General features: G+C 71.0%; 26 protein-coding genes and 1 tRNA gene. 11 read left to right on the top strand and 16 right to left on the bottom strand.

Annotation, left to right across the window (positions count from 1 at the left end; genetic code table 11):
* The first annotated feature begins 1 nt into the window (after position 1).
* The 7 genes from K353_RS13700 (at position 2) to K353_RS13730 (ending at position 6,753) form a co-directional block, all read left to right on the top strand.
* Positions 2 to 484 (top strand): CarD family transcriptional regulator, encoded by a 483-nt coding sequence (locus K353_RS13700; RefSeq protein WP_014136563.1) that lies wholly within the window; start codon positions 2 to 4, stop codon positions 482 to 484.
* 160 nt (positions 485 to 644) lie between these two features.
* On the top strand, positions 645 to 1,406 hold the full coding sequence (gene ispD, locus K353_RS13705; protein ID WP_370447601.1) for a 2-C-methyl-D-erythritol 4-phosphate cytidylyltransferase: 762 nt from the start codon (positions 645 to 647) through the stop codon (positions 1,404 to 1,406).
* Positions 1,396 to 1,890 (top strand): 2-C-methyl-D-erythritol 2,4-cyclodiphosphate synthase, encoded by a 495-nt coding sequence (gene ispF / locus K353_RS13710; protein WP_111553861.1) that lies wholly within the window; start codon positions 1,396 to 1,398, stop codon positions 1,888 to 1,890. Before ispD ends, ispF begins: the two co-directional genes overlap by 11 nt.
* Positions 1,891 to 1,934: 44 nt before the next feature.
* Positions 1,935 to 2,330 carry a PPOX class F420-dependent oxidoreductase gene (locus tag K353_RS13715; RefSeq protein ID WP_111553862.1) on the top strand — a complete coding sequence of 132 codons (396 nt, stop codon included), beginning with the start codon at positions 1,935 to 1,937 and terminating at the stop codon, positions 2,328 to 2,330.
* 66 nt (positions 2,331 to 2,396) lie between these two features.
* The gene (gene cysS, locus K353_RS13720) at positions 2,397 to 3,791 is read left to right on the top strand and encodes a cysteine--tRNA ligase (RefSeq protein WP_111553863.1); all 1,395 of its coding nucleotides are present in this window, start codon (positions 2,397 to 2,399) and stop codon (positions 3,789 to 3,791) included.
* 121 nt (positions 3,792 to 3,912) lie between these two features.
* On the top strand, positions 3,913 to 4,905 hold the full coding sequence (gene rlmB, locus K353_RS13725; protein ID WP_111553864.1) for a 23S rRNA (guanosine(2251)-2'-O)-methyltransferase RlmB: 993 nt from the start codon (positions 3,913 to 3,915) through the stop codon (positions 4,903 to 4,905).
* 357 nt (positions 4,906 to 5,262) lie between these two features.
* Positions 5,263 to 6,753 carry a DoxX family membrane protein gene (locus K353_RS13730; protein WP_233533559.1) on the top strand — a complete coding sequence of 497 codons (1,491 nt, stop codon included), beginning with the start codon at positions 5,263 to 5,265 and terminating at the stop codon, positions 6,751 to 6,753.
* A gap of 214 nt (positions 6,754 to 6,967) precedes the next feature.
* On the opposite strand, the gene K353_RS13735 is transcribed toward K353_RS13730, so the two are convergent.
* From K353_RS13735 to K353_RS13745, 3 genes are all read right to left on the bottom strand, one after another.
* Positions 6,968 to 7,717, bottom strand: coding sequence for a nucleotidyltransferase family protein (locus K353_RS13735; protein WP_111553866.1), 750 nt, complete (start codon positions 7,715 to 7,717; stop codon positions 6,968 to 6,970).
* Between the two features lie 152 nt (positions 7,718 to 7,869).
* Positions 7,870 to 8,307 carry a hypothetical protein gene (locus K353_RS13740; RefSeq protein WP_100837644.1) on the bottom strand — a complete coding sequence of 146 codons (438 nt, stop codon included), beginning with the start codon at positions 8,305 to 8,307 and terminating at the stop codon, positions 7,870 to 7,872.
* A gap of 332 nt (positions 8,308 to 8,639) precedes the next feature.
* Positions 8,640 to 9,737 carry an ABC transporter ATP-binding protein gene (locus K353_RS13745; RefSeq protein ID WP_111553867.1) on the bottom strand — a complete coding sequence of 366 codons (1,098 nt, stop codon included), beginning with the start codon at positions 9,735 to 9,737 and terminating at the stop codon, positions 8,640 to 8,642.
* Positions 9,738 to 10,037: 300 nt separating this feature from the next.
* On the opposite strand from K353_RS13745, the gene K353_RS13750 reads away from it, so the two are divergent.
* A tRNA-Thr gene (locus K353_RS13750) sits at positions 10,038 to 10,111 on the top strand.
* Positions 10,112 to 10,278: 167 nt separating this feature from the next.
* The gene (locus K353_RS33765; protein WP_146616456.1) at positions 10,279 to 11,085 is read left to right on the top strand and encodes a DUF6602 domain-containing protein; all 807 of its coding nucleotides are present in this window, start codon (positions 10,279 to 10,281) and stop codon (positions 11,083 to 11,085) included.
* A 64-nt stretch (positions 11,086 to 11,149) separates the two neighbouring features.
* On the opposite strand, the gene K353_RS33770 is transcribed toward K353_RS33765, so the two are convergent.
* From K353_RS33770 to K353_RS13800, 13 genes are all read right to left on the bottom strand, one after another.
* On the bottom strand, positions 11,150 to 12,268 hold the full coding sequence (locus K353_RS33770; RefSeq protein WP_146616457.1) for a hypothetical protein: 1,119 nt from the start codon (positions 12,266 to 12,268) through the stop codon (positions 11,150 to 11,152).
* A 151-nt stretch (positions 12,269 to 12,419) separates the two neighbouring features.
* Complete coding sequence (locus tag K353_RS13755) at positions 12,420 to 13,574, bottom strand: site-specific integrase (protein WP_111553868.1); 1,155 nt, start codon at positions 13,572 to 13,574, stop codon at positions 12,420 to 12,422.
* Entirely contained in the window at positions 13,574 to 13,798 is a 225-nt protein-coding gene (locus K353_RS13760; protein ID WP_033250982.1) for an excisionase family DNA-binding protein, read from the bottom strand. The genes K353_RS13755 and K353_RS13760 overlap by 1 nt, the downstream gene beginning before the upstream one ends.
* Positions 13,791 to 15,143, bottom strand: coding sequence for a replication initiator (locus tag K353_RS13765; protein WP_111553869.1), 1,353 nt, complete (start codon positions 15,141 to 15,143; stop codon positions 13,791 to 13,793). Before K353_RS13765 ends, K353_RS13760 begins: the two co-directional genes overlap by 8 nt.
* A 63-nt stretch (positions 15,144 to 15,206) precedes the next feature.
* The gene (locus K353_RS34850) at positions 15,207 to 15,377 is read right to left on the bottom strand and encodes a hypothetical protein (protein ID WP_370447597.1); all 171 of its coding nucleotides are present in this window, start codon (positions 15,375 to 15,377) and stop codon (positions 15,207 to 15,209) included.
* A 5-nt stretch (positions 15,378 to 15,382) separates the two neighbouring features.
* Complete coding sequence (locus K353_RS13770; protein WP_111553870.1) at positions 15,383 to 15,574, bottom strand: hypothetical protein; 192 nt, start codon at positions 15,572 to 15,574, stop codon at positions 15,383 to 15,385.
* 104 nt (positions 15,575 to 15,678) lie between these two features.
* Entirely contained in the window at positions 15,679 to 16,215 is a 537-nt protein-coding gene (locus K353_RS13775; protein ID WP_111553871.1) for a hypothetical protein, read from the bottom strand.
* A gap of 14 nt (positions 16,216 to 16,229) precedes the next feature.
* Positions 16,230 to 16,418, bottom strand: a complete 189-nt coding sequence (locus tag K353_RS13780) for a hypothetical protein (protein ID WP_030908200.1) — start codon at positions 16,416 to 16,418, stop codon at positions 16,230 to 16,232.
* A 13-nt stretch (positions 16,419 to 16,431) separates the two neighbouring features.
* Complete coding sequence (locus tag K353_RS13785; protein ID WP_111553872.1) at positions 16,432 to 16,623, bottom strand: mobile element transfer protein; 192 nt, start codon at positions 16,621 to 16,623, stop codon at positions 16,432 to 16,434.
* Between the two features lie 18 nt (positions 16,624 to 16,641).
* Positions 16,642 to 17,325, bottom strand: coding sequence for a DUF2637 domain-containing protein (locus tag K353_RS13790; protein ID WP_111553873.1), 684 nt, complete (start codon positions 17,323 to 17,325; stop codon positions 16,642 to 16,644).
* 81 nt (positions 17,326 to 17,406) lie between these two features.
* Positions 17,407 to 17,583, bottom strand: coding sequence for a hypothetical protein (locus K353_RS34855; protein ID WP_199528085.1), 177 nt, complete (start codon positions 17,581 to 17,583; stop codon positions 17,407 to 17,409).
* An 81-nt stretch (positions 17,584 to 17,664) separates the two neighbouring features.
* Entirely contained in the window at positions 17,665 to 19,044 is a 1,380-nt protein-coding gene (locus tag K353_RS13795; RefSeq protein ID WP_111553910.1) for an FtsK/SpoIIIE domain-containing protein, read from the bottom strand.
* Positions 19,045 to 19,049: 5 nt separating this feature from the next.
* Positions 19,050 to 19,397 carry a hypothetical protein gene (locus tag K353_RS13800; protein WP_111553874.1) on the bottom strand — a complete coding sequence of 116 codons (348 nt, stop codon included), beginning with the start codon at positions 19,395 to 19,397 and terminating at the stop codon, positions 19,050 to 19,052.
* Positions 19,398 to 19,587: 190 nt separating this feature from the next.
* Between K353_RS13800 and K353_RS13805 the strand changes: the two genes are divergently transcribed.
* Both K353_RS13805 and K353_RS13810 read left to right on the top strand, forming a co-directional pair.
* Entirely contained in the window at positions 19,588 to 19,908 is a 321-nt protein-coding gene (locus K353_RS13805) for a putative quinol monooxygenase (protein WP_111553875.1), read from the top strand.
* Positions 19,905 to 21,146 carry a helix-turn-helix transcriptional regulator gene (locus K353_RS13810; RefSeq protein ID WP_111553876.1) on the top strand — a complete coding sequence of 414 codons (1,242 nt, stop codon included), beginning with the start codon at positions 19,905 to 19,907 and terminating at the stop codon, positions 21,144 to 21,146. Before K353_RS13805 ends, K353_RS13810 begins: the two co-directional genes overlap by 4 nt.
* Positions 21,147 to 22,112 lie beyond the last annotated feature (966 nt).

Below are 22,112 nucleotides of genomic sequence, written 5' to 3' on the forward strand. Positions count from 1 at the left end.
CATGACGTTCAAGGTTGGCGACACGGTGGTCTACCCCCATCACGGGGCTGCGCTGATCGAGGCCATCGAAACTCGCCAGATCAAAGGTGTGGACAAGACCTACCTGGTGCTGAAGGTGCAGCAGGGAGATCTGACGCTTCGCGTGCCCGCGGAGAACGCCGAGTTCGTCGGCGTCCGCGACGTGGTGGGCCAAGAGGGCCTGGACCGCGTCTTCGAGGTGCTCCGGGCACCGTACACCGAAGAACCCACCAACTGGTCTCGCCGGTACAAGGCGAACCTCGAGAAGCTCGCGTCCGGCGATGTGATCAAGGTCGCAGAGGTCGTCCGCGACCTGTGGCGCCGCGAGCGCGAGCGCGGCCTGTCCGCCGGTGAGAAGCGGATGCTGGCCAAGGCCCGGCAGATCCTGGTGAGCGAGCTGGCGCTCGCCGAGAACACCAACGAGGACAAGGCCGAGACGCTGCTCGACGAGGTCCTCGCCTCCTGAGCAGTGCGACGCAGCGCCCGGTGGTGCCCGAACGGCACCTCGGGCGCTTCGCCATGCCCGGAAGGGGTGGGTGGCATGGCGGGGCCACGGGCGCGGTTCCACTAACGTGCAGTCAGGAAGGGGGCCTGCCCGCTCGCGGTATCCGCGCTCGGCACGGGCCATACCCATCACACCCGAGGAGCCAAACCTGAACGCCTCAGCACAGCTCGCGGCAGCGGTCGTCCCGGCCGCCGGGCGCGGCGAGCGACTCGGCCCCGGCGCCCCCAAGGCGCTGCGCGAACTCGGCGGCGTCCCGCTGCTGGTGCACGCCGTCCGGGCGCTGGCCCGCAGCCGGGCGGTCGGCCTGGTGGTGGTGTGCGCCCCGCCGGACGGGGTGGCCGAGGTCGTCTCGCTGCTGGACAGCCACGGCCTGGACGGCAAGGACGTCCGGGTGGTGCCCGGCGGCGCCAGCCGGCAGGAGTCGGTGCGGCTCGGCCTGGCCGCGGTCCCCGCCGGGACGCGGGTGGTGCTGGTGCACGACGCGGCCCGCCCGCTGGTGCCGGTCGAGGTGGTGGACGCGGTGGCCGCCGCCGTGCGCGCCGGGGCCGCGGCGGTGGTGCCCGCGGTGCCGCTGGCCGACACCGTCAAGCGGGTCGAGCCGCAGCCGTCCGGCCCCGAGCCGGTGCTGGACACGCCCGACCGCTCCACCCTGCGCGCGGTGCAGACCCCGCAGGGCTTCGACCTGCCCGGGCTGGTCGCCGCGCACGAGCGGGCGCTCGCCGAGGGCGCCGAGGTGACCGACGACGCCGGGCTGATCGAGCGCTTCGGCGGCCGGGTGGTCGTGGTGCCCGGCCACGAGGAGGCGTTCAAGGTCACCCGCCCGCTGGACCTCGTGCTCGCCGAGGCCGTGCTCGCCCGCCGGAGGGCCACCGATGGCTACTGACCCGATCCTCCCCCGCGTCGGCATCGGCACCGACGTGCACGCCTTCGAGGTGGGCCGCCCGCTGCGGGTGGCCGGCCTGGACTGGCCCGGCGAGACCGGCCTGGCCGGGCACTCGGACGCCGACGTGGCCGCGCACGCCGCCTGCGACGCGCTGTTCTCCGCCGCCGGCCTCGGCGACCTGGGCGCGCACTTCGGCACCTCCCGCCCCGAGTGGGCGGGCGCGGCCGGGGTCGCGCTGCTGGCCGAGGCGGCCCGCCTCGTCCGGGCGGCGGGCTTCGAGATCGGCAACGTCGCCGTCCAGGTGATCGGCGTCCGCCCCAAGGTCGGCAAGCGCCGGGCCGAGGCCCAGGCCGCGCTGTCCGCCGCGGTCGGCGCCCCGGTCTCGGTCTCCGGCACCACCACCGACGGCCTCGGCCTGACCGGCCGCGCGGAGGGACTCGCCGCGATCGCCACGGCACTGGTCTACGAACGGCCCGCCGCATAGCCTGAGTGCCGACAAGCCGTCAAGAACCAGGCACAGGAGGAGACATGGGCGTCGAACTCGGCGACAAGGTCGGGGCGCTGCTGGACGCGAAGAGCTACGCGGTGGTGTCCACCGTGCAGCCCGACGGCAGCCCGCAGTCCTCCGTGGTCTGGGTGAAGCGGGACGGCGACGACATCCTGTTCTCCACCGTGCAGGGCCGTCGCAAGCACCTCAACCTGGTGCGCGACCCGCGGGTCAGCCTGCTGGTCAACCCGGCGGACGACCCGTACACCTACTTCGAGGCGCGCGGCGAGGTCACCCTGACCACCGAGGGCGGCCGGGAGCTGATCGACGAGCTGTCGCACAAGTACCGGGGCGAGGGCTACGGCTTCGACGGACCGGACGACGTCCGGGTGGTGATCCGGCTCAGCCCGCGCAAGATCGTCGGCAACATCGGCTGAACGCGGGCACGCCAAAGGGGCCGGAAGGTGGCGGGGCACCCCCCGCCGCCCACTACCCTGGTCGCTGTGAGCCTTCGCCTGTACGACACCATGACCCGCCAGGTACGCGACTTCGTCCCGCTGGTGCCGGGCTGTGTCTCGATCTACCTGTGCGGCGCCACGGTCCAGGCACCGCCGCACATCGGGCACATCCGGTCCGGCCTCAACTTCGACGTGATGCAGCGGTGGTTCCGCTACCGCGGCTACGACGTCACCTTCGTCCGCAACGTCACCGACATCGACGACAAGGTGATCGCCAAGGGGCGCGAGCAGTCCACCGACTGGTGGAAGATCGCGTACGCCAACGAGCGCGCCTTCAACGACGGTTACACCGTCCTCGGGTGCCTGCCGCCGAGCGCCGAACCGCGCGCCACCGGGCACGTCCCGGAGATGATCGAGATGATGCGCGGCCTGATCGAGCGCGGCCACGCGTACGCCGCCGACGGCAACGTGTACTTCGCGGTGACCACCTTCCCGGAGTACCTGGCCCTCTCCAACCAGGAGTTGGAGAACCTGCGGCAGCCCTCCGGCGACAACGAGACCGGCAAGCGCGACCCGCGCGACTTCGCGATGTGGAAGGCCGCCAAGCCCGGCGAGCCGAGCTGGGAGACGCCCTGGGGCCGCGGCCGCCCGGGCTGGCACCTGGAGTGCTCGGCGATGGCGCACAAGTACCTGGGCCGCGCCTTCGACATCCACGGCGGCGGGCTCGACCTGATCTTCCCGCACCACGAGAACGAGATCGCCCAGTCCCGGGCCTTCGGCGACGAGTTCGCCAACTTCTGGGTCCACAACGCCTGGGTGACGCTGGCCGGCGAGAAGATGTCCAAGTCGCTCGGCAACTCGGTGCTGGTCTCCGAGATGGTCCGGCGCTGGCGGCCGATCGTGCTGCGCTACTACCTGGCCGGCCCGCACTACCGCTCGATGATCGAGTACAGCGAGGAGTCGCTGCGCGAGGCCGAGACCGGGTTCGCCCGGATCGAGGGCTTCATCGAGCGGGCCGTGGAGCGCTGCGGCCCGGTCGACCCCGCCCCCGAGGTGCCGCTCTCCTTCGCCGAGGCGATGGACGACGACCTGGGCGTCCCGCAGGCGCTCGCGGCCGTGCACATGGCCGTCCGGCAGGGCAACAGCGCGCTCGGCGCGGACGACAAGGAGTCCACCGCGGCCCGGCTGGCGGAGGTCCGGGCGATGCTCGGCGTGCTCGGCCTCGACCCGCTCGACGAGCAGTGGGCCGGCGGCGCCGAGCAGGGCGAGGAACTCGGCGGCGTGGTGGACGCCCTGGTCCGGCTGGTCCTCGACCAGCGCCAGGCCGCCCGCGCCCGCAAGGACTTCGCCACCGCGGACACCATCCGCGACCAGCTCGGCGCCGCCGGGCTGGCGATCGAGGACACCCCGTCCGGCCCGCGCTGGACGATCGGGCAGTGACACCGGGCCGGACCACCGGCCGCCGGTAGTACCAGTAGCCCTCCGGGGCGCGCCGGGGCCGTACCTTTGTAGGGGTGCGGCCCCGACGCACGAAGCAGACGCAGAGACAGGAAGTACAACCATGGCCGGCAACAGCCAGCGCAGGAACCGCCGCAACCCCGGATCGAAGAAGGGTGCCAGCGTCGGTACCGGCGGCCACAGCCGGAAGGGACTCCAGGGCAAGGGCCCGACCCCGCCCGGCGAGGCCCGCAAGGGCCACCCCAAGCAGCGCGCCGCCAACGCGGCCGTCAAGCGCGAGCGCGACGCCAAGTCCCGCGCGGGCATGCGCCGCGCCGGCGGCGGCTCCCGCAGCGGGCGCGGCGGCGCGGGCGCGGCCGAGCTGGTGGTGGGCCGCAACTCGGTGGTCGAGGCGCTCCAGGGCGGCGTCCCGGCGACCGCGCTCTACGTGCAGCAGTTCCTCGACACCGACGACCGGGTCCGGGACGCCTTCCAGGCCGCCAACGAGCGCGGCGTCCCGCTGATGGAGGCCCCGCGCGCCCAGCTGGACCAGATGACCGGCGGCCTCAACCACCAGGGCCTGGTGCTGCAGGTCCCGCCGTACGAGTACGCGCACCCCGACGACCTGCTGGAGGGCGCCGCCGAGAACGGGGAGGACGCGCTGATCGTCGCGCTGGACGGCGTCACCGACTCCCGCAACCTCGGCGCCGTGGTCCGCTCCGCCGCCGCGTTCGGCGCGCACGGCGTGGTGATCCCGGAGCGCCGGGCGGCCGGCATGACCGCGGGCGCCTGGAAGACCTCCTCCGGCGCGGCGGCGCGGCTGCCCGTGGCGCGCGCCACCAACCTGACCCGCGCGCTGGAGGCGTACCAGAAGGCCGGCGTCATGGTGGTCGGCCTGGCCGCCGACGGCGAGGCCGAGATCGGCGACCTGGACGCGCTGACCGGCCCCGTGGTGATCGTGGCCGGCTCCGAGGGCAAGGGCCTGTCCCGGCTGGTCTCGGAGACCTGCGACCTGCTGGTGCGCATCCCGATGCCGGGCCGGACCGAGTCGCTGAACGCCGGTGTGGCGGCGGGCATCGTGCTGTACGAGGCCGCCCGGCTGCGCGCCAAGCGCTGACGCGGGGGTGCGGTGGCGCCGCGGTGCGACGGCGCCGCGGTGCGGGGTGCCGCGTCACGGTGGCGCCGCGGTGGCGCGTCGTTTTCGTGGGGGAACCGGTCGGGTCCGGTCGGGCCCGATCGGTTTTCTCATGATCACTTCAAATCCTCTCCCGGAATCCACCCGGGAGAGTGTCCTCGGGGCCCGTCACCCGGTTAGAGGGGTGTGGACACCAGAACACCTCTGCGCCTCGGGCAGCGCCCCGCGGGGATAGACGACGGTCCGGGCCTCAACACGGTCCGGGTGCCGTCCGACCCGTCGAGGCTCAGCAGCACCCAGGCCAGTTTCCGGGTCAGGCTCTCCGCCCCGGTGGCCCCGATGATCGACGCCCCGGCCGGTGCCGCCTTCGGTGACCCGTACGGCCTGCGCAGCGGCGTCACCCCGCAGATCGTGGTGCCCGCGGCGTCGGTGCCCGCGCTGGCCGGGATCACCGCCGCCTCGGTCACCGGCGGGGCCCCCCGCCGCAAGGCCCGGGTGGTCACCGCCTGGAGCGGCCGGACCGGGCCCGGCGACACCGCCGCCACCCAGCTCCTGGAAGCCGTCCGGCTGACCACCGTGCCCGCCCCCGCCAAGGGCTTCGAGGACGACGACACCCAGCAGCTCCAGGGCGTCCCGCGCCAGTACGGCCCCGCCGGCACCCCGGGCGAGACCCCGCACGTCGGCGTCCCCGAACTGCTGGACGAGTCGGTCCGGATCGGCGCCGGGCGCAGCTGGCAGCCCGAGGGCGAGCTGCCGGAGGTGCCGTCGCTCAGCGAGGGCTCCAAGCACGCCTGGTACCCCGGCCGCCGGGTCGACCTGGGCCTGGTGCTGCTGCCGCTGCGGGTGCTGCTCGGCTCGCTGTCGGTGTACGCCGGGTTCAGCAAGCTGTGCGACCCGGTGTACTTCGACGGCGGCGAGCGCGGCTCGATGATGCGCTGGCTGTCCTCGCTGCACCCGTGGAAGGTCGCCCAGCCGCTGCTGGACTTCGCGATGGCCCACCCGGTGGGCGCCGGGCTCGCGGTCTCCTTCCTGGAGATCGTGGTCGGCGTGCTCTCCATCCTGGGCCTGTGGCAGCGGCTCGCGGCCGGCACCGCGATGGCGCTCTCCGCGGCGCTGCTGTTCACCGTGAGCTGGAAGGCGGTGCCGGTCTACGACACCCCCGACCTGATCTTCCTCGCGGCCTGGAGCCCGCTGCTGATGGCCGGGGCCCCGTTCGCCTCGCTGGACGGCCGGATCGCCCTGGAGGCGTTCCGCCGGCACGGGCCCGGCGAACCCGGCGCGGTCCGGCGGCGGATGCTGCGCCGGCGCGGCGTGGTCACCGCCGTGGTGGTCGGCCTCACCCTGCTCTCCGGCTCGCTGCTCGGCGCGGCGGTCCGCACCGGCGGCAGCACCGCGCCGGTCGAGCCGCCCACCGACTTCGGCTCCCCGGTCTGGCCGAGCAACAGCCCCTCGCCGACCCCCACCCCGTCGCCCACGCCCACCCCCACGCCGAGCCCCACCCAGGGCCAGGGCCAGAGCAAGGCCCCGGCCGCGCCCTCGCCCTCGTCCAGCCGCAGCGGCGGCAAGGCCAAGCCGTCCGGCGGCACCCCCTCCGGGGGCTCCACGCCGACCGCCCGCAGCGGCGGCGGCCCGGGCACCTCCGGCACCGGTAGCACTGGCGGCAGCAACGGCAACGGCGGCTCCGCCGGCGGCACCGGCACGGGCGGCGCCCCCGCCGGGACGCCGCGCACCGCGCCGCCCTCGCACGGCGTGATCGGCGGCCTGCTGGGCAGCGGGCCGCCGCTGCTCGAACTCGGCATGAGCCCGCAGCGCCCCGCGCCCGCCGCCTGACGGCCGACCCCGCGCGGAACGACACACGCCGTAGGGCCCCTCCCGGACGTCCGGGAGGGGCCCTACGGCTCTGCTCCGGTGTCTTCGGTGCCCCGTATGGCCCCCGGGGCCGTCGGCGGTCGTGCCTGGGCTTCCCCCTCGGGCAGCGGGACGCCCCGGAGCGCGTTCCGCTGCCTCCGGGGCGTCGTGGCGGGTCCGTACCGGGCGCCGTGGACTACCGTCGGGACGCGGAGAGTTCCTTGGCGGCCTCGGTGAGGTCCTTGGCGGTGTCGATGGCGCGCCAGTAGCAGCCCTGCGGGAGCTGGTAGCCGGCCAGCCGGCGTTCGCGGGCCAGCTGCGGGAAGGTGGTGCGCTCGTGGTCGCCGACCTCGGGGAGCAGCTCGCGGAAGCCCGGGGCGAAGACGTACAGGCCCGCGTTGATCAGGAACGGGGACGGCGGAGCCTCGATGAAGTCCAGCACGTTGCCGAAGCGGTCGGTCTCCACCGCGCCCCACGGGATGCGCGGGCGGGCCAGCGCGAGGGTGGCGGTGGCGGCGCGCTCGTGGTGGAAGGCGGCCATTTCGCGCAGGCTGAACCTGGTCCAGATGTCGCCGTTGGTGGCGTACCAGGGCTCGGCGGGGCGCGGCAGGGAGGCGGCGGCGTAGCGCAACCCGCCGCCGCGGCCCAGGGGTTCGGCCTCCACCACGGTCCGGGTGCGCAGCGGCAGGTCGGCCCGTTCCAGCCACTCCTGGAGCACCTCGGCGAGGTGGCCGCAGGAGATCACCACGTCGGTGACGCCCTCGGCGGCCAGCCACTCCAGCTGGTGTCCGATGATCGGCTTGCCGGTGCCGGGGATCTCCACCAGTGGCTTGGGCCGGTCGTCGGTGTACGGCCGCAGCCGGGAGCCCTGTCCGCCCGCCAGGATCACCGCCTGGGTGACGGCGGGGGCGGTGGCACCCGGGGCGGTGCCGGTGTCTGCTGTCATGCGCGCCACGATAGCGGGCCCGCTCGGCCCGGCCCGGGCCGCGTCGGGGGCGGGCACCCCCGGTGCGCGGCCGGCCGGTTGGTTGGGCCCGGGCGCGGGCCGCCGCCGGGACCGTCGGAGCCGTCAGGGCCGCTTCTCCCGTGCGCGGTCGGTCAGTTGACCACGCCGGCGGCGAACGAGCCGTCGCAGACCGGGCGGGCGAAGGAGCGGGCGCGCTTCGCGTCGCCCTGGTACTTCTTCACCGCGGCGCGGCCTAGCTCGCCGGCCAGTGCGGTGCAGTACGGGGTCAGCGACGGGTTCTCGCGCATGGTGCGCTCGAGCAGGTCGAGGGCGGTGCCCGGGTTGTGGTTCTTCAGCTCCTCCATCAGGTCCACCCGGAGGGCGTCCTGCGGGGCGAGCCCCTGGGTGTTGGGGGCCGTGGCGGTGCGGCCGATGGTGCCGTCGCCGCTGGAGGCCGCCACCACCTGCTGGTCCAGGCCCGTCGGTGGGGCCCACGGGACGCGGGTGACGGCGAGCGTGCCGGTGGTCACCAGGACCACCGGCAGCGTGAGGGCAACGGTCTGGGCGATGCGGCGCACGAGCTGTTTCACGCACAGGAGAGTAGCGGTGCGTGGCGGGGCGGGCGCGCCGCGTTACACCATCGGGTGACCGCTGTCCCGTTTTGTTCCGCCATCGGGTTGACGCCGCGTCCGCAGGAGTGACGGAAGCGTCCGGGGAGCGTCACTATCGCGGCCGGAAGTGTCCGGGGAGCCGCCGGGCCGGGTGCGCGGGGACGTTCCGGGAACGCCGGAACCCCCTGCCGACCGCCGTGGGCAGGGGGTTCCGTGGAAGAAGCGGAGAGCGGGGGGCGGGCGCCGCCGTCAGGTACGGCGCCCCTCCTCCGGTGCTCTCGTCTGCGTCTGCGTCTGCGTCTGCGTCAGCGTCAGCGGCTGAGGCGCTTGCCGCCCTCGGCCTCGGTGGTGAACACGTGCGGCTCGTTGCCGACCGGCACGATGTGGATGGTCTCGCCGCGCTGCGGGATCTCGCGGCTGTGCACGCGGACCACGATGTCCTTGTCCTCGCCGGACACCTGGGTGGTGCCGTACACGTAGCCGTCGGCGCCGAGCTCCTCGACCACGTTGACGACGACCGCGACGCCTTCGAGGCCGCCGGCCGGGACGACCTGGAAGTGCTCGGGGCGGATGCCGACCACGACGCTCTTCGCGTCGCCGGCCTTGGCCAGGTCCTCGCGGTCGATGTTGATGATCGAGCCGCCGAACTTCACGCCGCCGTCGACCAGCGGGACCTCGATGAGGTTCATCGCGGGGGAGCCGATGAAGCCGGCCACGAACAGGTTGCCCGGGCGGTCGTACATGGCGCGCGGGGCGTCGACCTGCTGCAGCAGACCGTCCTTGAGGACCGCGACGCGGTCACCCATGGTCATGGCCTCGGTCTGGTCGTGGGTGACGTAGACCGTGGTGATGCCCAGGCGGCGCTGGAGCGAGGCGATCTGGGTACGGGTGGACACGCGGAGCTTGGCGTCCAGGTTCGACAGCGGCTCGTCCATCAGGAAGACCTGCGGCTGGCGGACGATCGCGCGGCCCATCGCGACACGCTGGCGCTGACCGCCGGAGAGCGCCTTCGGCTTGCGGTCCAGGTACTGGGTCAGGTCGAGGATCTTGGCGGCCTCTTCGACCTTGGTGCGGATCTCGGCCTTGTTCACGCCGGCGATCTTCAGGGCGAAGCCCATGTTCTCGGCGACGGTCATGTGCGGGTACAGCGCGTAGTTCTGGAACACCATGGCGATGTCCCGGTCCTTCGGCGGCAGGTGGGTCACGTCGCGGTCGCCGATGCGGATGGCGCCCTCGTTCACGTCCTCCAGGCCGGCCAGCATGCGCAGCGAGGTCGACTTGCCGCAGCCGGAGGGACCGACCAGGACGAGGAACTCGCCGTCCGCGATCTCCAGGTCGAGCTGGTCGACGGAGGGCTTGTCGGCACCCGGGTACACACGGGTGGCCTTGTCGTACGTCACAGAAGCCATGGTGCTTCGCTCCTTCACCGGCAGGAACGTGCCGGACGATCCGAGTAAAGGTGGATGTTCTCGCCGCCGCCCCGGCAACTCCCCACTGGTCTGAACCACTGGTGCCGGGCCCGGCTCCCCGCGACGCTACCTGGCAGTTCATCCTTTTGTCAGCCCTCTGCCGCCCCCGAGTTGGCATCGATCCGGTCACACCCCCTCCCACCCGCCCCCGCACGCCCCGCACAACCAACCCACCCCCCGCGCCCCCGCCCGGTACACTGCCCACTGGTGCCGCCGTGGATCTCCGCGGACGGCCACCGCGCCTCCTTAGCTCAGCTGGCCAGAGCACCGCTCTTGTAAAGCGGGGGTCGTCGGTTCGAACCCGACAGGGGGCTCCGCGCCAGACACTGCAGAAGGGCCAGCTCACCGGGGTGATCCGGACGAGTTGGCCCTTCGTTGTCGCTGTAGTCCCACTGCGGGTGTGCCATGTTCGTGCCAGAAGATGTTGGCGAGAAGCGGCGGTGACCGGCCGCGGCCACATGGTGGAGCCTAGGATCCGGGTATGACCCAAGAGAAGCTCGGCATGATCCTCGGCTCCGTGGCCAAGAAGATGCATGCCGACTTTGAGCAGTCCCGGAACTTCAACCACAACGGTGAGGCCGGTGCATCACGTGAGGCGTTGATACGCGAGTTCTTCTCGGGCTACCTGCCGTCGCATGTTGAGGCCGTCCATAGTGCTGAAATTGTTGCCTCTGGCGGTGAGGTTTCACCCCAGTGCGACATTGTACTCATTGACCGAGGGACACCACCATTTACTACGCTCAATGGCTACAGAATCATCCCCAACGAGTGTGTCTACGGCGTAGTTGAGGTAAAGACAAAGCTCGACAAGGCGCAGTTGGTGGATGCCTGCGAAAAGATTGCCAAGGTTCGTAGGCTTGGTAAAGTTGCTTACCGGCCAGTCCCGGGGCTCATCCCTCGTTCCACATCGGCATACGGTAAGAATTTTAATTTTTTCCCGACATCCGGGATGATCGTTGCTTTTGATGGTCTCAACCTTGAGACAATCGGCAATCATCTGATGGATTGGTGTGGGGGGCGAGACCCGATCGAGTGGCCGGATAGCGTATGGGTTCTCGGAAAAGGTCATTTGCAATGGACAGACCCCAGGAATGGAAACCTTAACAGGTCGCCATTGCCGGGCTCATCGCTTATGCAGGTAGACGCAGTGCCGGGTCAAGACATTTTGTTGCCCATGGCCCTCCATCTGAACATTCACTTCTCTGATGCGTGGATGCACCCTCTGGATTTGATTCCCTACTCCGGTGCCACACCGTTGGGATTTGCGGTAAAGAAATGGAGCTTTTAAAAATCCACGGAGGCTGCTCCAATCGCTAGCGGTGCTTGGCGGTTGGAGCAGCGCCCACTGTGGACTAGCTCGGGGCCGTGAAGCCTGGGCCGGTGAATCGACCATCGCTCAGCTGGTGTACCAGGCCGATTTGGTGGCGCTCAAGCAGGACGCGGATGTCCGGGTCTGGAGCTGCGGGTAGCAGTATCGCTTGACGAGGCTCGTGCGGATGGGCGTCTGTCTTCACGTAGCGGCTATAGTCGAGCAACTGTCCGATAGCCATGCGCACGTCCTCGCGTGAGCTTGAGCCCTTCGCCTCGTAGAGGACGTGAGAGGTGGCATCGTAGAGGTCGGTGCGCAGGGTCGAACTCAGACCCTCAACCCTGATCTGAAATGCACCAACCGTGTGTCCAGCTGATTCCAAGTGAGCCCTGTATGACTTTGTCAGTGCGGCCTCGCGACGGACGGCGATGCTTGCTGCAGTGGCAGCCCTGAGGCTCATCTCCGTGTTGAAAGCCTCGGAGACTACGAAGACGCCTTCGGTGGATGCGTGCGTGGTTATTTTCCTAGCGGAACTCTTTGCTCCCTGTCGCCGCGACGGCAGGGATAGTGCCCCTTGGGTTGCCGGCCCCGAGTTCAGCATCGATGCCGTGATCGGCTGAAACTGAACAAATTCAACCGTGGTTTTTTTGGCTGCGGGGATAGTATCCGCCGCAGAACTTTTGAATGCACCATCGGGGCGCAGGCGGAATACAATCACACTTCGCACCTCGCCATTTTCTCCGCGCACTTTTCGCCACACGTAAGGGAGGCGCTGGTCTAGATTGAAAGTGCCAACATACCGATGCGTTGCTGTTGCGGTTCCCTTGATGGTACCTGCGCGAATAAATACCCGCAGCTTGCGGCCTTGCTCGGCATGGCGGAGGATTGAACGATTTCCCGTTCCGAATGTTCCATCAAATGTCTGGTCGCCAGTCAGGCCAGCCCCGGTGTATTCAAATACGGGGCCTAGTTCGTCTTCCTCGGCTAGCCATCCGTCGTAGTATCCGACGTGCTCCCCAACGCTCGGGTCGGAATAGAGATTAACGCTCTTCTTTTCGTCCGATGGGCAGATTCCACCTTGCGGGCTTCCTCCGAATTCCTGTCGGATCTGAGCCCGCGTGCGGATGTCGCCGGGAGCCATCGGGCCGAGAGAAGTCGTCATGGCCAGACCCTAGATCATGTTGCTGACATGTCGAGGCATCAATCTAGAAGTTACCTCCCCTGCGACGCCGGTAGGCCAGCCCTGTGCGCGCTGGGTGGCACGAACGGAGCTGGCGGCGTACTGCTGGTTGAGGCGCATGTAAGCAGTCCTGCTACTTGGATACCCCCGAGTCTCCTGGTGGCGGTTGATCGAGTAGTGCCCGACGGACTGCCTCGCCCATGCGGTCGGCGATCTCCCGGTCCCGCCCGCTGTTCATGTGCTGGTAGATCAGCGCGGCCCGGGTGGTGCTGTGGCCCATGCGCGTCATCAGCTCGCGGGTGCTCGCGCCGCTCCGGGCGGCGAGGTTGTTGCCGGTGTGCCGGAGGTCGTGGAAATGCGCCTCCGGGGAGACGCCGGCCGCGGCCTTGGCGGCGATCCAGTCGTCGCGGAAGTTGCTGCGGCGGAGTCGTCCACCGCGGGGACCGATGAAGAAGTGGCCGTCCGGGCCCTTTGCGGCGTGCTGGTCGAGGTGGTGCGCGAGGACGGGGACGATGTCCGCGGGGAAGGCCACCGGGCGGTACCCGGCCTTGCTCTTGGGCGCCTTGTCGATCAGGGTGCCGTCGCTCAGCTCGGCTTGGTTGCGCCGGACCCAGAGGAGTCGCTCGTCCAGGTCGACGTGCCGTCGGCGGAGGGCGGCCAGCTCGCCGAGCCGCAGTGTGGTGAACGCGGTCAGCAAGACCAGTGCGCGCCACTGCGGCTGGATCGCGTCGGCGACGGCGTACACCTCGGGGACGGAGAGGGTGGGCCGCTCCGGCACGTCGTAGGTGTCGGCGCCCTTGATCCGGCACGGGTTCCGCTTGATCATCTCGTCGTCCACGGCGGTGGTCATGATGGCGCGGAGCATCTGGTACGCCTTGACCACGGTCGGCTCACCGACTCCGCTCTCCAGGAGGGCCGTTCGCCAGGACCGGACTCGGGCCGGAGTGATCTCCGAGACGAACCGGCCGCCGAGGGCCGGCTTGATGTGCAGGCGGAGCACGCCCTCGTAGCGCTCGCGGGTGGTCGCTTCGAGCTTGCGCTCCTTGAGCCACTTGTCGGCGAACTCGCCGAACTTGACCTTCCCGGCGTCCGGGTCGGTCCAGCGGTCCTCCACGATGGCCGCCTCAAGCACGGACAGCGCGATCTCGGCATCGGTCTTGGTGTCGTAGGTCTTCTCGCCGGGGCGGAGCTGCCCGGTCACCGGGTCCGGGTAGCGGATCTGCCAGCGGCCGGAGGGCAGCCGGCGGACCGAGCCGAAGCGGCGCCTGTTGTTCTTGCTGTTGGCCATCAGGCGGCCCGCCTCTGGCCGGCGCGGCGAGCGGTGATCGGCTGGACGGTGCGCGCGGCAATGTAGGCGGTGACGGCGGACTCGGGGATGCGGACGTGGCGGCCGATCTTGACGAACGCGATCCGGCGTTCGGCGATGAGGCGGCGGGGGAACCGCTCGCCGCTGGTCTCCCAGGTCCCGAGCAGCCGGGCGACCTTCTCGACCGTGAGGAGCTGTTCAGCCACGGGTGGGTTCTCCTTCCGTTCCGGGGGCGGGGGTGAGCGCTTCAGCGAGCCAGCGTTCGCCGGGGGTGAGCCCGACTCCGGCGAAGGTCCAGTGGGCGAGGACGAGGGTGGTCGGCTCGTCGGCCGAATCCGCGGTGCCCGTGAGCGCGGGCAGTTCGGTGCCGAGGGCTTCGGTACGGCGCCAGGCGGCGCGGGCGTCACGGAGGGCACCGAGGGTGGTCGAGTAGCGGCGGGTCTTGGTGGAGAAGTGGCCCCGGAAGCCGAGCATGTGGGCCCAGGCGCGGAGGCGGAGGTCTTCCAGCTCGGGGCGGGCGCCGAGCATCCAGCAGGTGCGGATCAGGCGGCGGGCGTGCTCGGAGATGTCCAGGCGCGCGAGTTCGGCGACGAGCTTGACAGGTCGGTCCAGGGTGCCGGTGGCGCTCTCGGCGCCCTTGGTCGCGTACTTGGCGATGTAGGCCGCGACGGCGCGTTCGGTGAGGGCCGAGCCGGCCGCGAAGTCGGCGGACTTGATGGTACGAATGTCGAGCTGTTTGCCGAAGGCGAAGGTGTGGGCCGTGCCGTCGAGGACAGGCCCGGGGATCTCGGCGGCACCGGCGGCAGCCCGGATCGCGTCGGCCAGGAGATCGGGGGTGGCCCAGGCCGGGGGAGGGGTGGCGCCGCCCTCGGGTCCGTCGAGGCGGATCACGGCGTGGAAGTGGACGGCGCCGCGCTTCTGGTACTCGGCGACCTTGGCGAAGGAGATCCGGGCGTGCTCGCGGAACTCCCGCTGGGAGAGGCCGGCGCGCTTGGCGACTTCGCGGCGCAGGTAGATCGAGAACCGGGCCCAGATCTTCCCGGCGTGCGCGTTCCAGAGCACGGCGGACCGGTAGTCGTAGGTGTCCGAGTTGATCGGGGTACCCAACTCGGCCGCGCCGTCCGGGTGCTGGATCCCGCAGCGGCACCGGCCGGTGGGGGGGCGGTTGTGGACGGCGCCGAAGCCCGGGGCGGTGAAGGTGGCGAAGACGCGGGGGTGCGCGGTGACCGCGGCGGGGGTGCCCTTGCCGCCGGTGAGTCCGGCGGTGATCAGGTGGTAGGTGTCGCGCCGGTAGGTCTCCGCGCAGGCCGGGCAGCGGGTGGTGCGGCGGTTGTTGCAGCGCACGAGCAGGTGGCCGGCGGCGAGGGCGGTCGAGTCGAGGTAGTGCAGGATCTCGCCGGTGCCGGTGTGGACTTCGGTGCGGTGGCCGTCGAGGCGGATGGGCCGTCCGCAGCCACCGAGCCCGGCGAGCTGCCGCATGAGAGCGGGCATGGTGCCAAGGGAGGCTAAGGCGGTCAGGTCGGCGATCGGCGGCGGTGCTGTGGCGGTCATGTGGATCACCTCCGGTGCGGCACGGCCCGGAGCCTGAGGGCTGGATGGCTCCGGGCCGTGCGGTCAGGACTTTGGGGCGGGCTTGGCGTGCTGGTCGGTCCAGATCTCCGCGCAGACCTTGTGGGCGGGCTTGCCACGGTCGGAGCGCAGGTTGGTCGGCTTCTCGCAGATGCCGCAGGGTTCGGCGCGTGGGGACCAGTGCTTCTTGTCGGACCAGTCGAAGCGGGTGCCCACGGCGGTCAGCGCCGGGTAGTGGTGAGGGCGCGTCGGGCCGGGGCCGAGACCGTGCCGGTGCCCTGGCAGGTCGGGCAGGTGACCGGGGCGGTGTCGCGGGAGCCGTCGGGCCGGTGCAGGCCGGTGGCGATGGCGACACTGGCGAAGCCGGAGCAGTTGCCGCAGAGGCGGGCCGGGGCGTGGCTGTGCTGGGGCATGATGAAGCTCTCCTTCTGGTCGTGGTCTTGGGCTGCGGGTTGGAAGGGCGTCGGCTTCCGGGGCGGTGCGATGCTTGGCGGCTTGTGACCGCCCCGGAAGCCGCTCAGATACCGAGGGACAGGGCGCGGGCGCTGGCCCGGTCGAGCAGGTGGTGAACGTCCGCCTGACGAGTCGTCGGAGAGTCGTTGAACACGTCCGGAGAGCTGACGGGCCGTCCGGTGGCGCGGAGCACTTCCATGACCTGATTGCGGGCGCGGCTGACGGTGTGGGTGGTGCCGTAGCCGTGGGCGAGGACGGCGGCCTGTGCGCCCAGGAGGCAGACCCGGCCGGCGGAGTTCCACAGCGCGCCCTGCACCCACCCGAACGCGTTGAGGTAGCGGGAGGTCAGCCGCAGGTGATCGGCGACGGTCACCGGGGTCGGCCGGGCCGGGCGGTGGGCGACCCGGTCGAGGAGCGTCGGGCGGAGCAGCGGGAAGCCGGCGTTCCAGGGCTGCACGGCACTGCCGAGCGGGCAGACGTACGGCGCGAGGACCCGGGCCGGCGCGGGGAAGGTGGCGAGGTACGCCTCGATCTCGGCGACCAGGCCGGAGGCGTCCGGGGTCAGGACCAGCGGGCCGGGAGCGAAGACGGCGGTGGGCATGGCGGAGCCTCCTGTCACTTCTGAGTGACGGCGTTGACGCCGGAGCGGGTGGTCTGGTCGATCACGGGGGCGAGGAAGGTCCCGGCCAGGTAGAAGCCGAAGAGGGCGATGAGGGCGGCGACCCACAGGCGGATGCCGAGGAGCTTGACGGCGGTCCAGACACCGGCGCCGAGGACGACGACCAGGGGCAGGGTGACGTTCATGACGGATCTCCTGTCAGCGGACGGTGCAGCGGTGGGTGCGGGCGGCGATCTCGGCGGCGGCGCGGGAGTCGTAGTCGGCGGAGAAGCCGCAGCGCGGGGCGGTGCAGGCGGCGGTGTGCTTCTCGCGGCCGCGGTTGTCGTAGTAGGTGCCGACCTGGACGGGGCCGATGCGCATCACGTTGCGCAGGCGGATCGGGCAGGGCATGGCTGATCTCCCTTCCTTTCAGGCGAGTTGGGCGGTGATGGCGTCTGCGAAGTGCGGCGGGACGCCGAGGCGGACGCGGAGGGTGTCCGAGTCGATCGGGGTACCGGTTCGGGTCCGGTGGTCGTCGGCGATCTTTCGGGCGTGCTCCACCAGCGCGGCGGGGACTGCCACCGGCGGAGCCGCCGGAGGCGCGGCGGGCAGGAGCGCGGGCACCGGTTCGGCCGCTTCGACAGGTTCGGGAGTCGGTTCGGCCGCCGGGGCGGATGGTGCGATCTCGGCTTCGTAGAGTGAAAGTTCGTGCTCTTCCTCAGGTTCGGCCGGGTGACCGGCGCGGGCGGATCCGTGGGCGAGGAGGGTGCCGCCGAAGAACGCGAGGGCGGGCCAGCCGGCGACGAGGATGCGCAGCCAGGCCGGGACGTGGTCGAGGTCGAGGAGCCCGGCGGTGGCGACGTTGGCCCCGAGCGAGGCGGTCAGGGCGGTGCCGAACCAGATCCAGGCGGCAGGGGCCGGGGTGCCGGCGGTCCGCAGGACGCGCATGCGGTGCCAGGCGGCGACCAGGAGCAGGTCTACCGAGACGGGGTAGGCCCATGCCTTCCAGCCGTGCTGTCCGGCGGCTTGGGCGAGGTCGTGGAGGTGAGCGAAGGACAGGGCGCCGGCGATGGCGGCTTGGACGAGTACAGGGTCCGTGCGGGGCAGTCGCATCGGTCGGTCCTCCTTCCGTTGGTTGGGTCGGGGCCGGGCGGGGCGCTGCGGCTGGCCGCCCGGTCTCGGCGATTTGGGCAGCTACGCGGCGGCGGTGCCGGAGCCGAGGCAGGTCGGGCACAGGGCCTCGACCTCACCGGCCGGGCGGGATTTCCGGCCCCGGCCGACGGTGTGGGTCTCGCGCACCCAGCCGTCACCGGCGCAGGCGGAGCACTTGGGCGGTGCGGGCTTGGTGCGGGCGGTCTTCCTGGCGGCCATGGGGCACGGTCCTTCCGGATTCGGGCATGGCGGGGTAGGGAAGTGGCGCGGGTGCGGTCGCGCCGACCATGGGCGGGGAGGTCAGCCGGTGACGGGGCGGGGCTTGACCAGCGAGGGGCCGTCGACCGGGGTGTTCACCGGCGGGACGTAGGGGCGGAACGCGGCCAGCGAGGACAGTTCGGGCGCCAGACGAGCAGTCTCCCGGCAGATCCGGGCAGCGTCCGCGAGGGACATGTGCGGGGTACGGATGCGGGACCAGCCCCCGGAGGAGTCGCCGGCCACCGCGACGCCGGGCATCTCCGGGACGATCTGCGTAGCGGCGAGCACCGCCTCGGGCGAGATGTCTGCCAGGCCCATCCGTGCGGTCTCCACGTCGTTGACCCGGTGCACCACCCGGCCGGTGAGCTGAGCGCGCAGCATGGTGGCTCCCTTGCCCAGCTCGGAGCCGAAGCGCTGGCCGCAGGCTTCCACGAACATCCCTGCGGCGCGGCCGAGTTGGGCGAGGCGGATCAACTGGGTGACCATGTGGTCGCGCCGCTCTTCGTCCTTGCGGGTGGCGACGAGGAACAGCTCGGCGATCTCGTCCACGATGAGCACCAGCGGAACGGGCCGGACCTCGGTGGGCAGGCCCCAGATGTCCGACGTGATCTCGTCGTCCGGCACCGAGCCGGGAATGCCCTGGTGGCTGCGGATCAGGTCGTAACGCGCTTCCATCTCGCCCACGAGCTTGTCGAGCAGGGAACTTGCCTGACCGGAGTCCGTGGCCAGAGCCGACAGGCGGGGCGCGAACGGAGCCAACTCGACACCGAACTTGCAGTCGATCCCGACGAGCGCCACGTCCAGCCGGGCGAGCCTGGTGATCAGGTTCCGCTGATACACCGACTTGCCGGTCAGCGTCGCGCCCAGGGTCAGGCAGTGCGGCACCGCCCGGTAGTTCCGGACGAAGGCCGTGCCGTCCTCCCGCAGAGCCACCGGGACCAGCAGCTCACCGGCCGGCAGCCGACGCGGCATCCGCACCTTGCGGAGCACGTCGAAGCCGGTCATCCGCAGCTCGATCACACCGGGCTTCACCACCGAGACGTGCACGGCGTGAACGCCCCAGGCGTGCCGCAGCCGCTCCGCCGAAGCCGCCACGTCTGCCGGTTCCTGCCCGGGAGCCAGCCGCAGGCGGACCCGCAGACCCGTCGATGTCGGCCGAACCCGCCGGATCTTCGGCGGAACGGGACGGATCTCCCGCCGGGTGGTCGCCCGGGTGATCAGCACCCGCAGCCGGGACGGCTCAACGGTCAGGCCACAGGCGTCCATCGTGCTGCCATAGGTGACCGAGAACCGGGCCGCCGTGACCGGCAGACCAATCGCCAACCAGTAGAGGGCCGGAGCCTTGGCCCGGGCGTACCCCACACCGCCGGCGACAGCAGCCAGCGGGCCACCCACTTCGGCAAGCGTCAGCAGCTCGGACACCGCGCTCACGCCTTCACGGAAGCCGGGGCGAGGGACGTGATCGCCATCGCGCGGAACGAGATCCCGTGCCGCTTCTGGCCGTTGAACTCGTTCTCCCAGTCCCGAGCCTTGAGCCCGGTCACCGCGACCGGCATACCGACCGCCAGCCCCTCGGAGACGCCGGTCTCCGGCACGGTCACGTTGTAGAGGTTCGCCTCGCCGTCGTCGGCGATCGTCAGCCCCACCGTCAGCAGCTTCGCGCCGGTCTCCCGGTCGATCGCCACCTCGCCCGTCTGCTTGCTCACCAGCTTGAGCGCCGGCGGGATGACCACGAACACGAACGCGGTCGAGAGGTCGATCTTGAACGTGGCCATGGGCCTACTCCTTGAGTCAGCTCCGGCGCCCGTGCGCCGAGTAGCAGCTTCTCTATGAATGTAGGCGCAGTTTTTCTGCGAGTCAAGAAGTTCTGTGAGTGGCTGTGAGGCGGGACTTCTGCGAGCCTTGTGGGTGCGCCCACGACTTCGGCCATGAAGTGTGGGGGCGCCCACAGGTGGAGGAGGGAACATGGCCAACGGATTCGGTCTAGTTGTCCGCTTCGAGCTTCGGGACGACGAAGCCGCAGCGGCCTTCGACGATCTGGTCGAGCAGACACTCGCCGGCATCAAGGCGCTGGAGCCGGGCACGCTCGCCTACGTCGTCCACGCGGTCCCGGACGAGCCGAACGTCCGGGTGTTCTACGAGCTTTACGCCGACCGGGACGCCTTCGACCAGCACGAGCAGCAGCCCCACACCAAGCACTTCCTCGCCCGGCGCGAGCAGTACCTGTCTGGCGTAGATGTGACGTTCCTGTCCGCCACGGCAGGGAAGGGGCCGGTGACGGCGTGACCTCCGAGGAGCGGCGCGCCTTCGGGGCGCGGGTGGCCGAGCTGCGCGAGGCGCGCGGGCTGACGCAGAAGCAGCTCGCTGCCGAGATCGGCAGGACGGCGAGTTGGCTCTCGCAGGTCGAGCGCGGCATCCAGCCGGTGAACCGGCTCGACGTGCTCCGCATGCTCGCCGACGGCCTAGGCGTGCCACTCCAGGTCCTCCGCCCGGACGCGCCGGCGCCTGTCGCCGCTGTAGCGGTGACGCCTACGGAGGAGTCGAACGACCTGGACCAGGCCCGGCTCCTGATTTCCGGTCACCCCGTGCCCGAGGTGCTGCTGACGACAGACCCCACCGAGGCGCCCGTGACCGTCGCAGAACTGCAAGCCGCGGTGGACCGGGTGTGGGAGCTGACCCACAGCAACCAGTTCGCCGAGCTGAGCAAGGCCCTCGGTTCGCTGCTGCCGAGGATCGAGCGCGCCGCCCGGACGGCACCCGCTGAGCAGCGTCCTCAGCTGTGGGGTCAGCTCAGCCGGACCTACCAGGCGCTGTCCGCAGCTTTCGTGCGGCAGGACGAGGGAGACGCCGCGTGGATCGCCGCCGACCGCTCGATTCGTGCCGCCGAGGAGTCCGGCCAGCCCTTGGAGGTGTTCGCCGGCGTCTTCCGGCTGGCGCAGGCGTTCGTGCGCTTGAAGCACTACGACCAGGCAGACCACTCCGCCACGACCGCTCTCCACGCGCTGGAGCAGCACCTCCAGGCGGGCAACCCGACCCCCGAGGCCCTGTCGGTCACCGGCTCACTGCACTTGGTGCTGGCGCTGACCAACGCGCGCTCCGGAGACCGTTCGCGGGCACGCCAAGAGCTGGACCGCGCGAGGAAGGTGGCCCGCAAGCTGGGCGAGGACCGCAACGACTTCAACTTGGAGTTCGGGCCCACCAACGTCGAGATCCAAACCGTCTCGATCGCCGTCGATCTCGGCGACGCGGGTGAAGCGCTCGACGTGGGCACGCGAATCGACGCGTCGGGGCTCTCGGCCGAGCGTCAGGCACGGCTTCTTCTCGACCTTGGCCGGGCCTACACGCAGCGCCGGCAACTCGGTGAAGCCCTGGGCGCCTTGCTTCAGGCAGAGGAGCTGTCGCCGGACCTGATCCACACCCACGTGACGGCACGGGCCACGATTCGTGAGCTGCTGATGGTCGCAGGCCGGTCGGCGACGCCGGAGCTTCGCGATCTCGCCGAGCGAGCTGACGCCCGGGTGTGAGTGAGTAAAAACCTTCTCTACGGGTTCAAGGCGGCTCGCTACCGCTCGCCGCGCGCGCCCCGGCTCCCCGCCGGGCCGACGCTCCTGTCTTCGCCCCGCTCCGGCCCGGCTCCCGCCGGGCGCGCGGCTGTAGCGAGTCCGCGGTGAAGCCCATGGGGCTCTGCCCCAAACCCCGGCCCTCCTCGGAGGGGGAAGCCGGCGGGATCGAAGGTGCACCTTCGTCGTGGTGACGGTGGTGGGGCGCGGGACGGTCCCCTCCTCGACCGGACACCCAAGGGCGTACCCGGAACCTCCAGGGGCCGCCAAGGCCAAGCGCAAGCGTCACGGACGTGAGCCTTGGCGGCCCCTGGAGAACCCGGGTGCGGCGAAGCTGCCCGATCGAGGAGGGGACCACCCCGCTCAGGCATAGGCATGCTGGCTGCGCGAGTCGCGGAAGTCGGTGGAGGGACGGTGGCCCCGGAAGATAGCTTGCCCGCATGACGACGAACAGCGCAGCGCCTGGTTGCCCTGATTGCGAGCAGCCGATGAAGTGCACGGCGATGGTGCTGTCGGAGCGCGAGGAAGACGGCAAGCGCGTCTGCAGAGCAGTTTGGCAGTGTGGCGACCGGCACCTGTGGTGGGGCTGGAGCGACCGTCCGGAGGAGCCTTTGGAGACGTGCCCCTATCCCGACTTCGGGGCTTAGACGGGCCTGTCGAGGCGTGCCACAGCCGTGCCAGATCGAGCGGTACGTGACGGCCACTCAGGGATGCTGGCGGTACAGCGGTGCGGTCGAGCCCAGGGGCGGCAAGTTCCAGGTCAGAGCCGGTCTCGCACGCCAATCCTTGTAAAGCGGGGGTCGTCGGTTCGAACCCGACAGGGGGCTCAGCCAGCAAGGCCGTTGCGCACGTGACGAGGGCCGGGCCGCCGGGGTTGTCCCGGCGGCCCGGCCCTCGGTCGTCGTGCGGGGTGGGCGGGCGACACCGGTC

Origin of the sequence: Kitasatospora sp. SolWspMP-SS2h, assembly GCF_003259315.1 — a bacterium.
Taxonomy (GTDB): domain Bacteria; phylum Actinomycetota; class Actinomycetes; order Streptomycetales; family Streptomycetaceae; genus Kitasatospora; species Kitasatospora fiedleri.

Coding starts and splice junctions, on each gene's coding strand:
- K353_RS33765 (WP_146616456.1), top strand. CDS start 10,279: ATGACCCAAGAGAAGCTCGGCATGATCCTCGGCTCCGTGGCCAAGAAG.
- K353_RS34855 (WP_199528085.1), bottom strand. CDS start 17,583: ATGGCCGCCAGGAAGACCGCCCGCACCAAGCCCGCACCGCCCAAGTGC.
- ispF (WP_111553861.1), top strand. CDS start 1,396: ATGGCTACTGACCCGATCCTCCCCCGCGTCGGCATCGGCACCGACGTG.
- K353_RS13715 (WP_111553862.1), top strand. CDS start 1,935: ATGGGCGTCGAACTCGGCGACAAGGTCGGGGCGCTGCTGGACGCGAAG.
- K353_RS13755 (WP_111553868.1), bottom strand. CDS start 13,574: ATGGCCAACAGCAAGAACAACAGGCGCCGCTTCGGCTCGGTCCGCCGG.
- K353_RS13770 (WP_111553870.1), bottom strand. CDS start 15,574: ATGCCCCAGCACAGCCACGCCCCGGCCCGCCTCTGCGGCAACTGCTCC.
- K353_RS13775 (WP_111553871.1), bottom strand. CDS start 16,215: ATGCCCACCGCCGTCTTCGCTCCCGGCCCGCTGGTCCTGACCCCGGAC.
- K353_RS13700 (WP_014136563.1), top strand. CDS start 2: ATGACGTTCAAGGTTGGCGACACGGTGGTCTACCCCCATCACGGGGCT.
- K353_RS13735 (WP_111553866.1), bottom strand. CDS start 7,717: ATGACAGCAGACACCGGCACCGCCCCGGGTGCCACCGCCCCCGCCGTC.
- K353_RS13730 (WP_233533559.1), top strand. CDS start 5,263: ATGATCGACGCCCCGGCCGGTGCCGCCTTCGGTGACCCGTACGGCCTG.
- K353_RS13785 (WP_111553872.1), bottom strand. CDS start 16,623: ATGCCCTGCCCGATCCGCCTGCGCAACGTGATGCGCATCGGCCCCGTC.
- K353_RS13745 (WP_111553867.1), bottom strand. CDS start 9,737: ATGGCTTCTGTGACGTACGACAAGGCCACCCGTGTGTACCCGGGTGCC.
- K353_RS13805 (WP_111553875.1), top strand. CDS start 19,588: ATGGCCAACGGATTCGGTCTAGTTGTCCGCTTCGAGCTTCGGGACGAC.
- K353_RS33770 (WP_146616457.1), bottom strand. CDS start 12,268: ATGACGACTTCTCTCGGCCCGATGGCTCCCGGCGACATCCGCACGCGG.
- K353_RS13790 (WP_111553873.1), bottom strand. CDS start 17,325: ATGCGACTGCCCCGCACGGACCCTGTACTCGTCCAAGCCGCCATCGCC.
- K353_RS13800 (WP_111553874.1), bottom strand. CDS start 19,397: ATGGCCACGTTCAAGATCGACCTCTCGACCGCGTTCGTGTTCGTGGTC.
- K353_RS13765 (WP_111553869.1), bottom strand. CDS start 15,143: ATGACCGCCACAGCACCGCCGCCGATCGCCGACCTGACCGCCTTAGCC.
- K353_RS13780 (WP_030908200.1), bottom strand. CDS start 16,418: ATGAACGTCACCCTGCCCCTGGTCGTCGTCCTCGGCGCCGGTGTCTGG.
- rlmB (WP_111553864.1), top strand. CDS start 3,913: ATGGCCGGCAACAGCCAGCGCAGGAACCGCCGCAACCCCGGATCGAAG.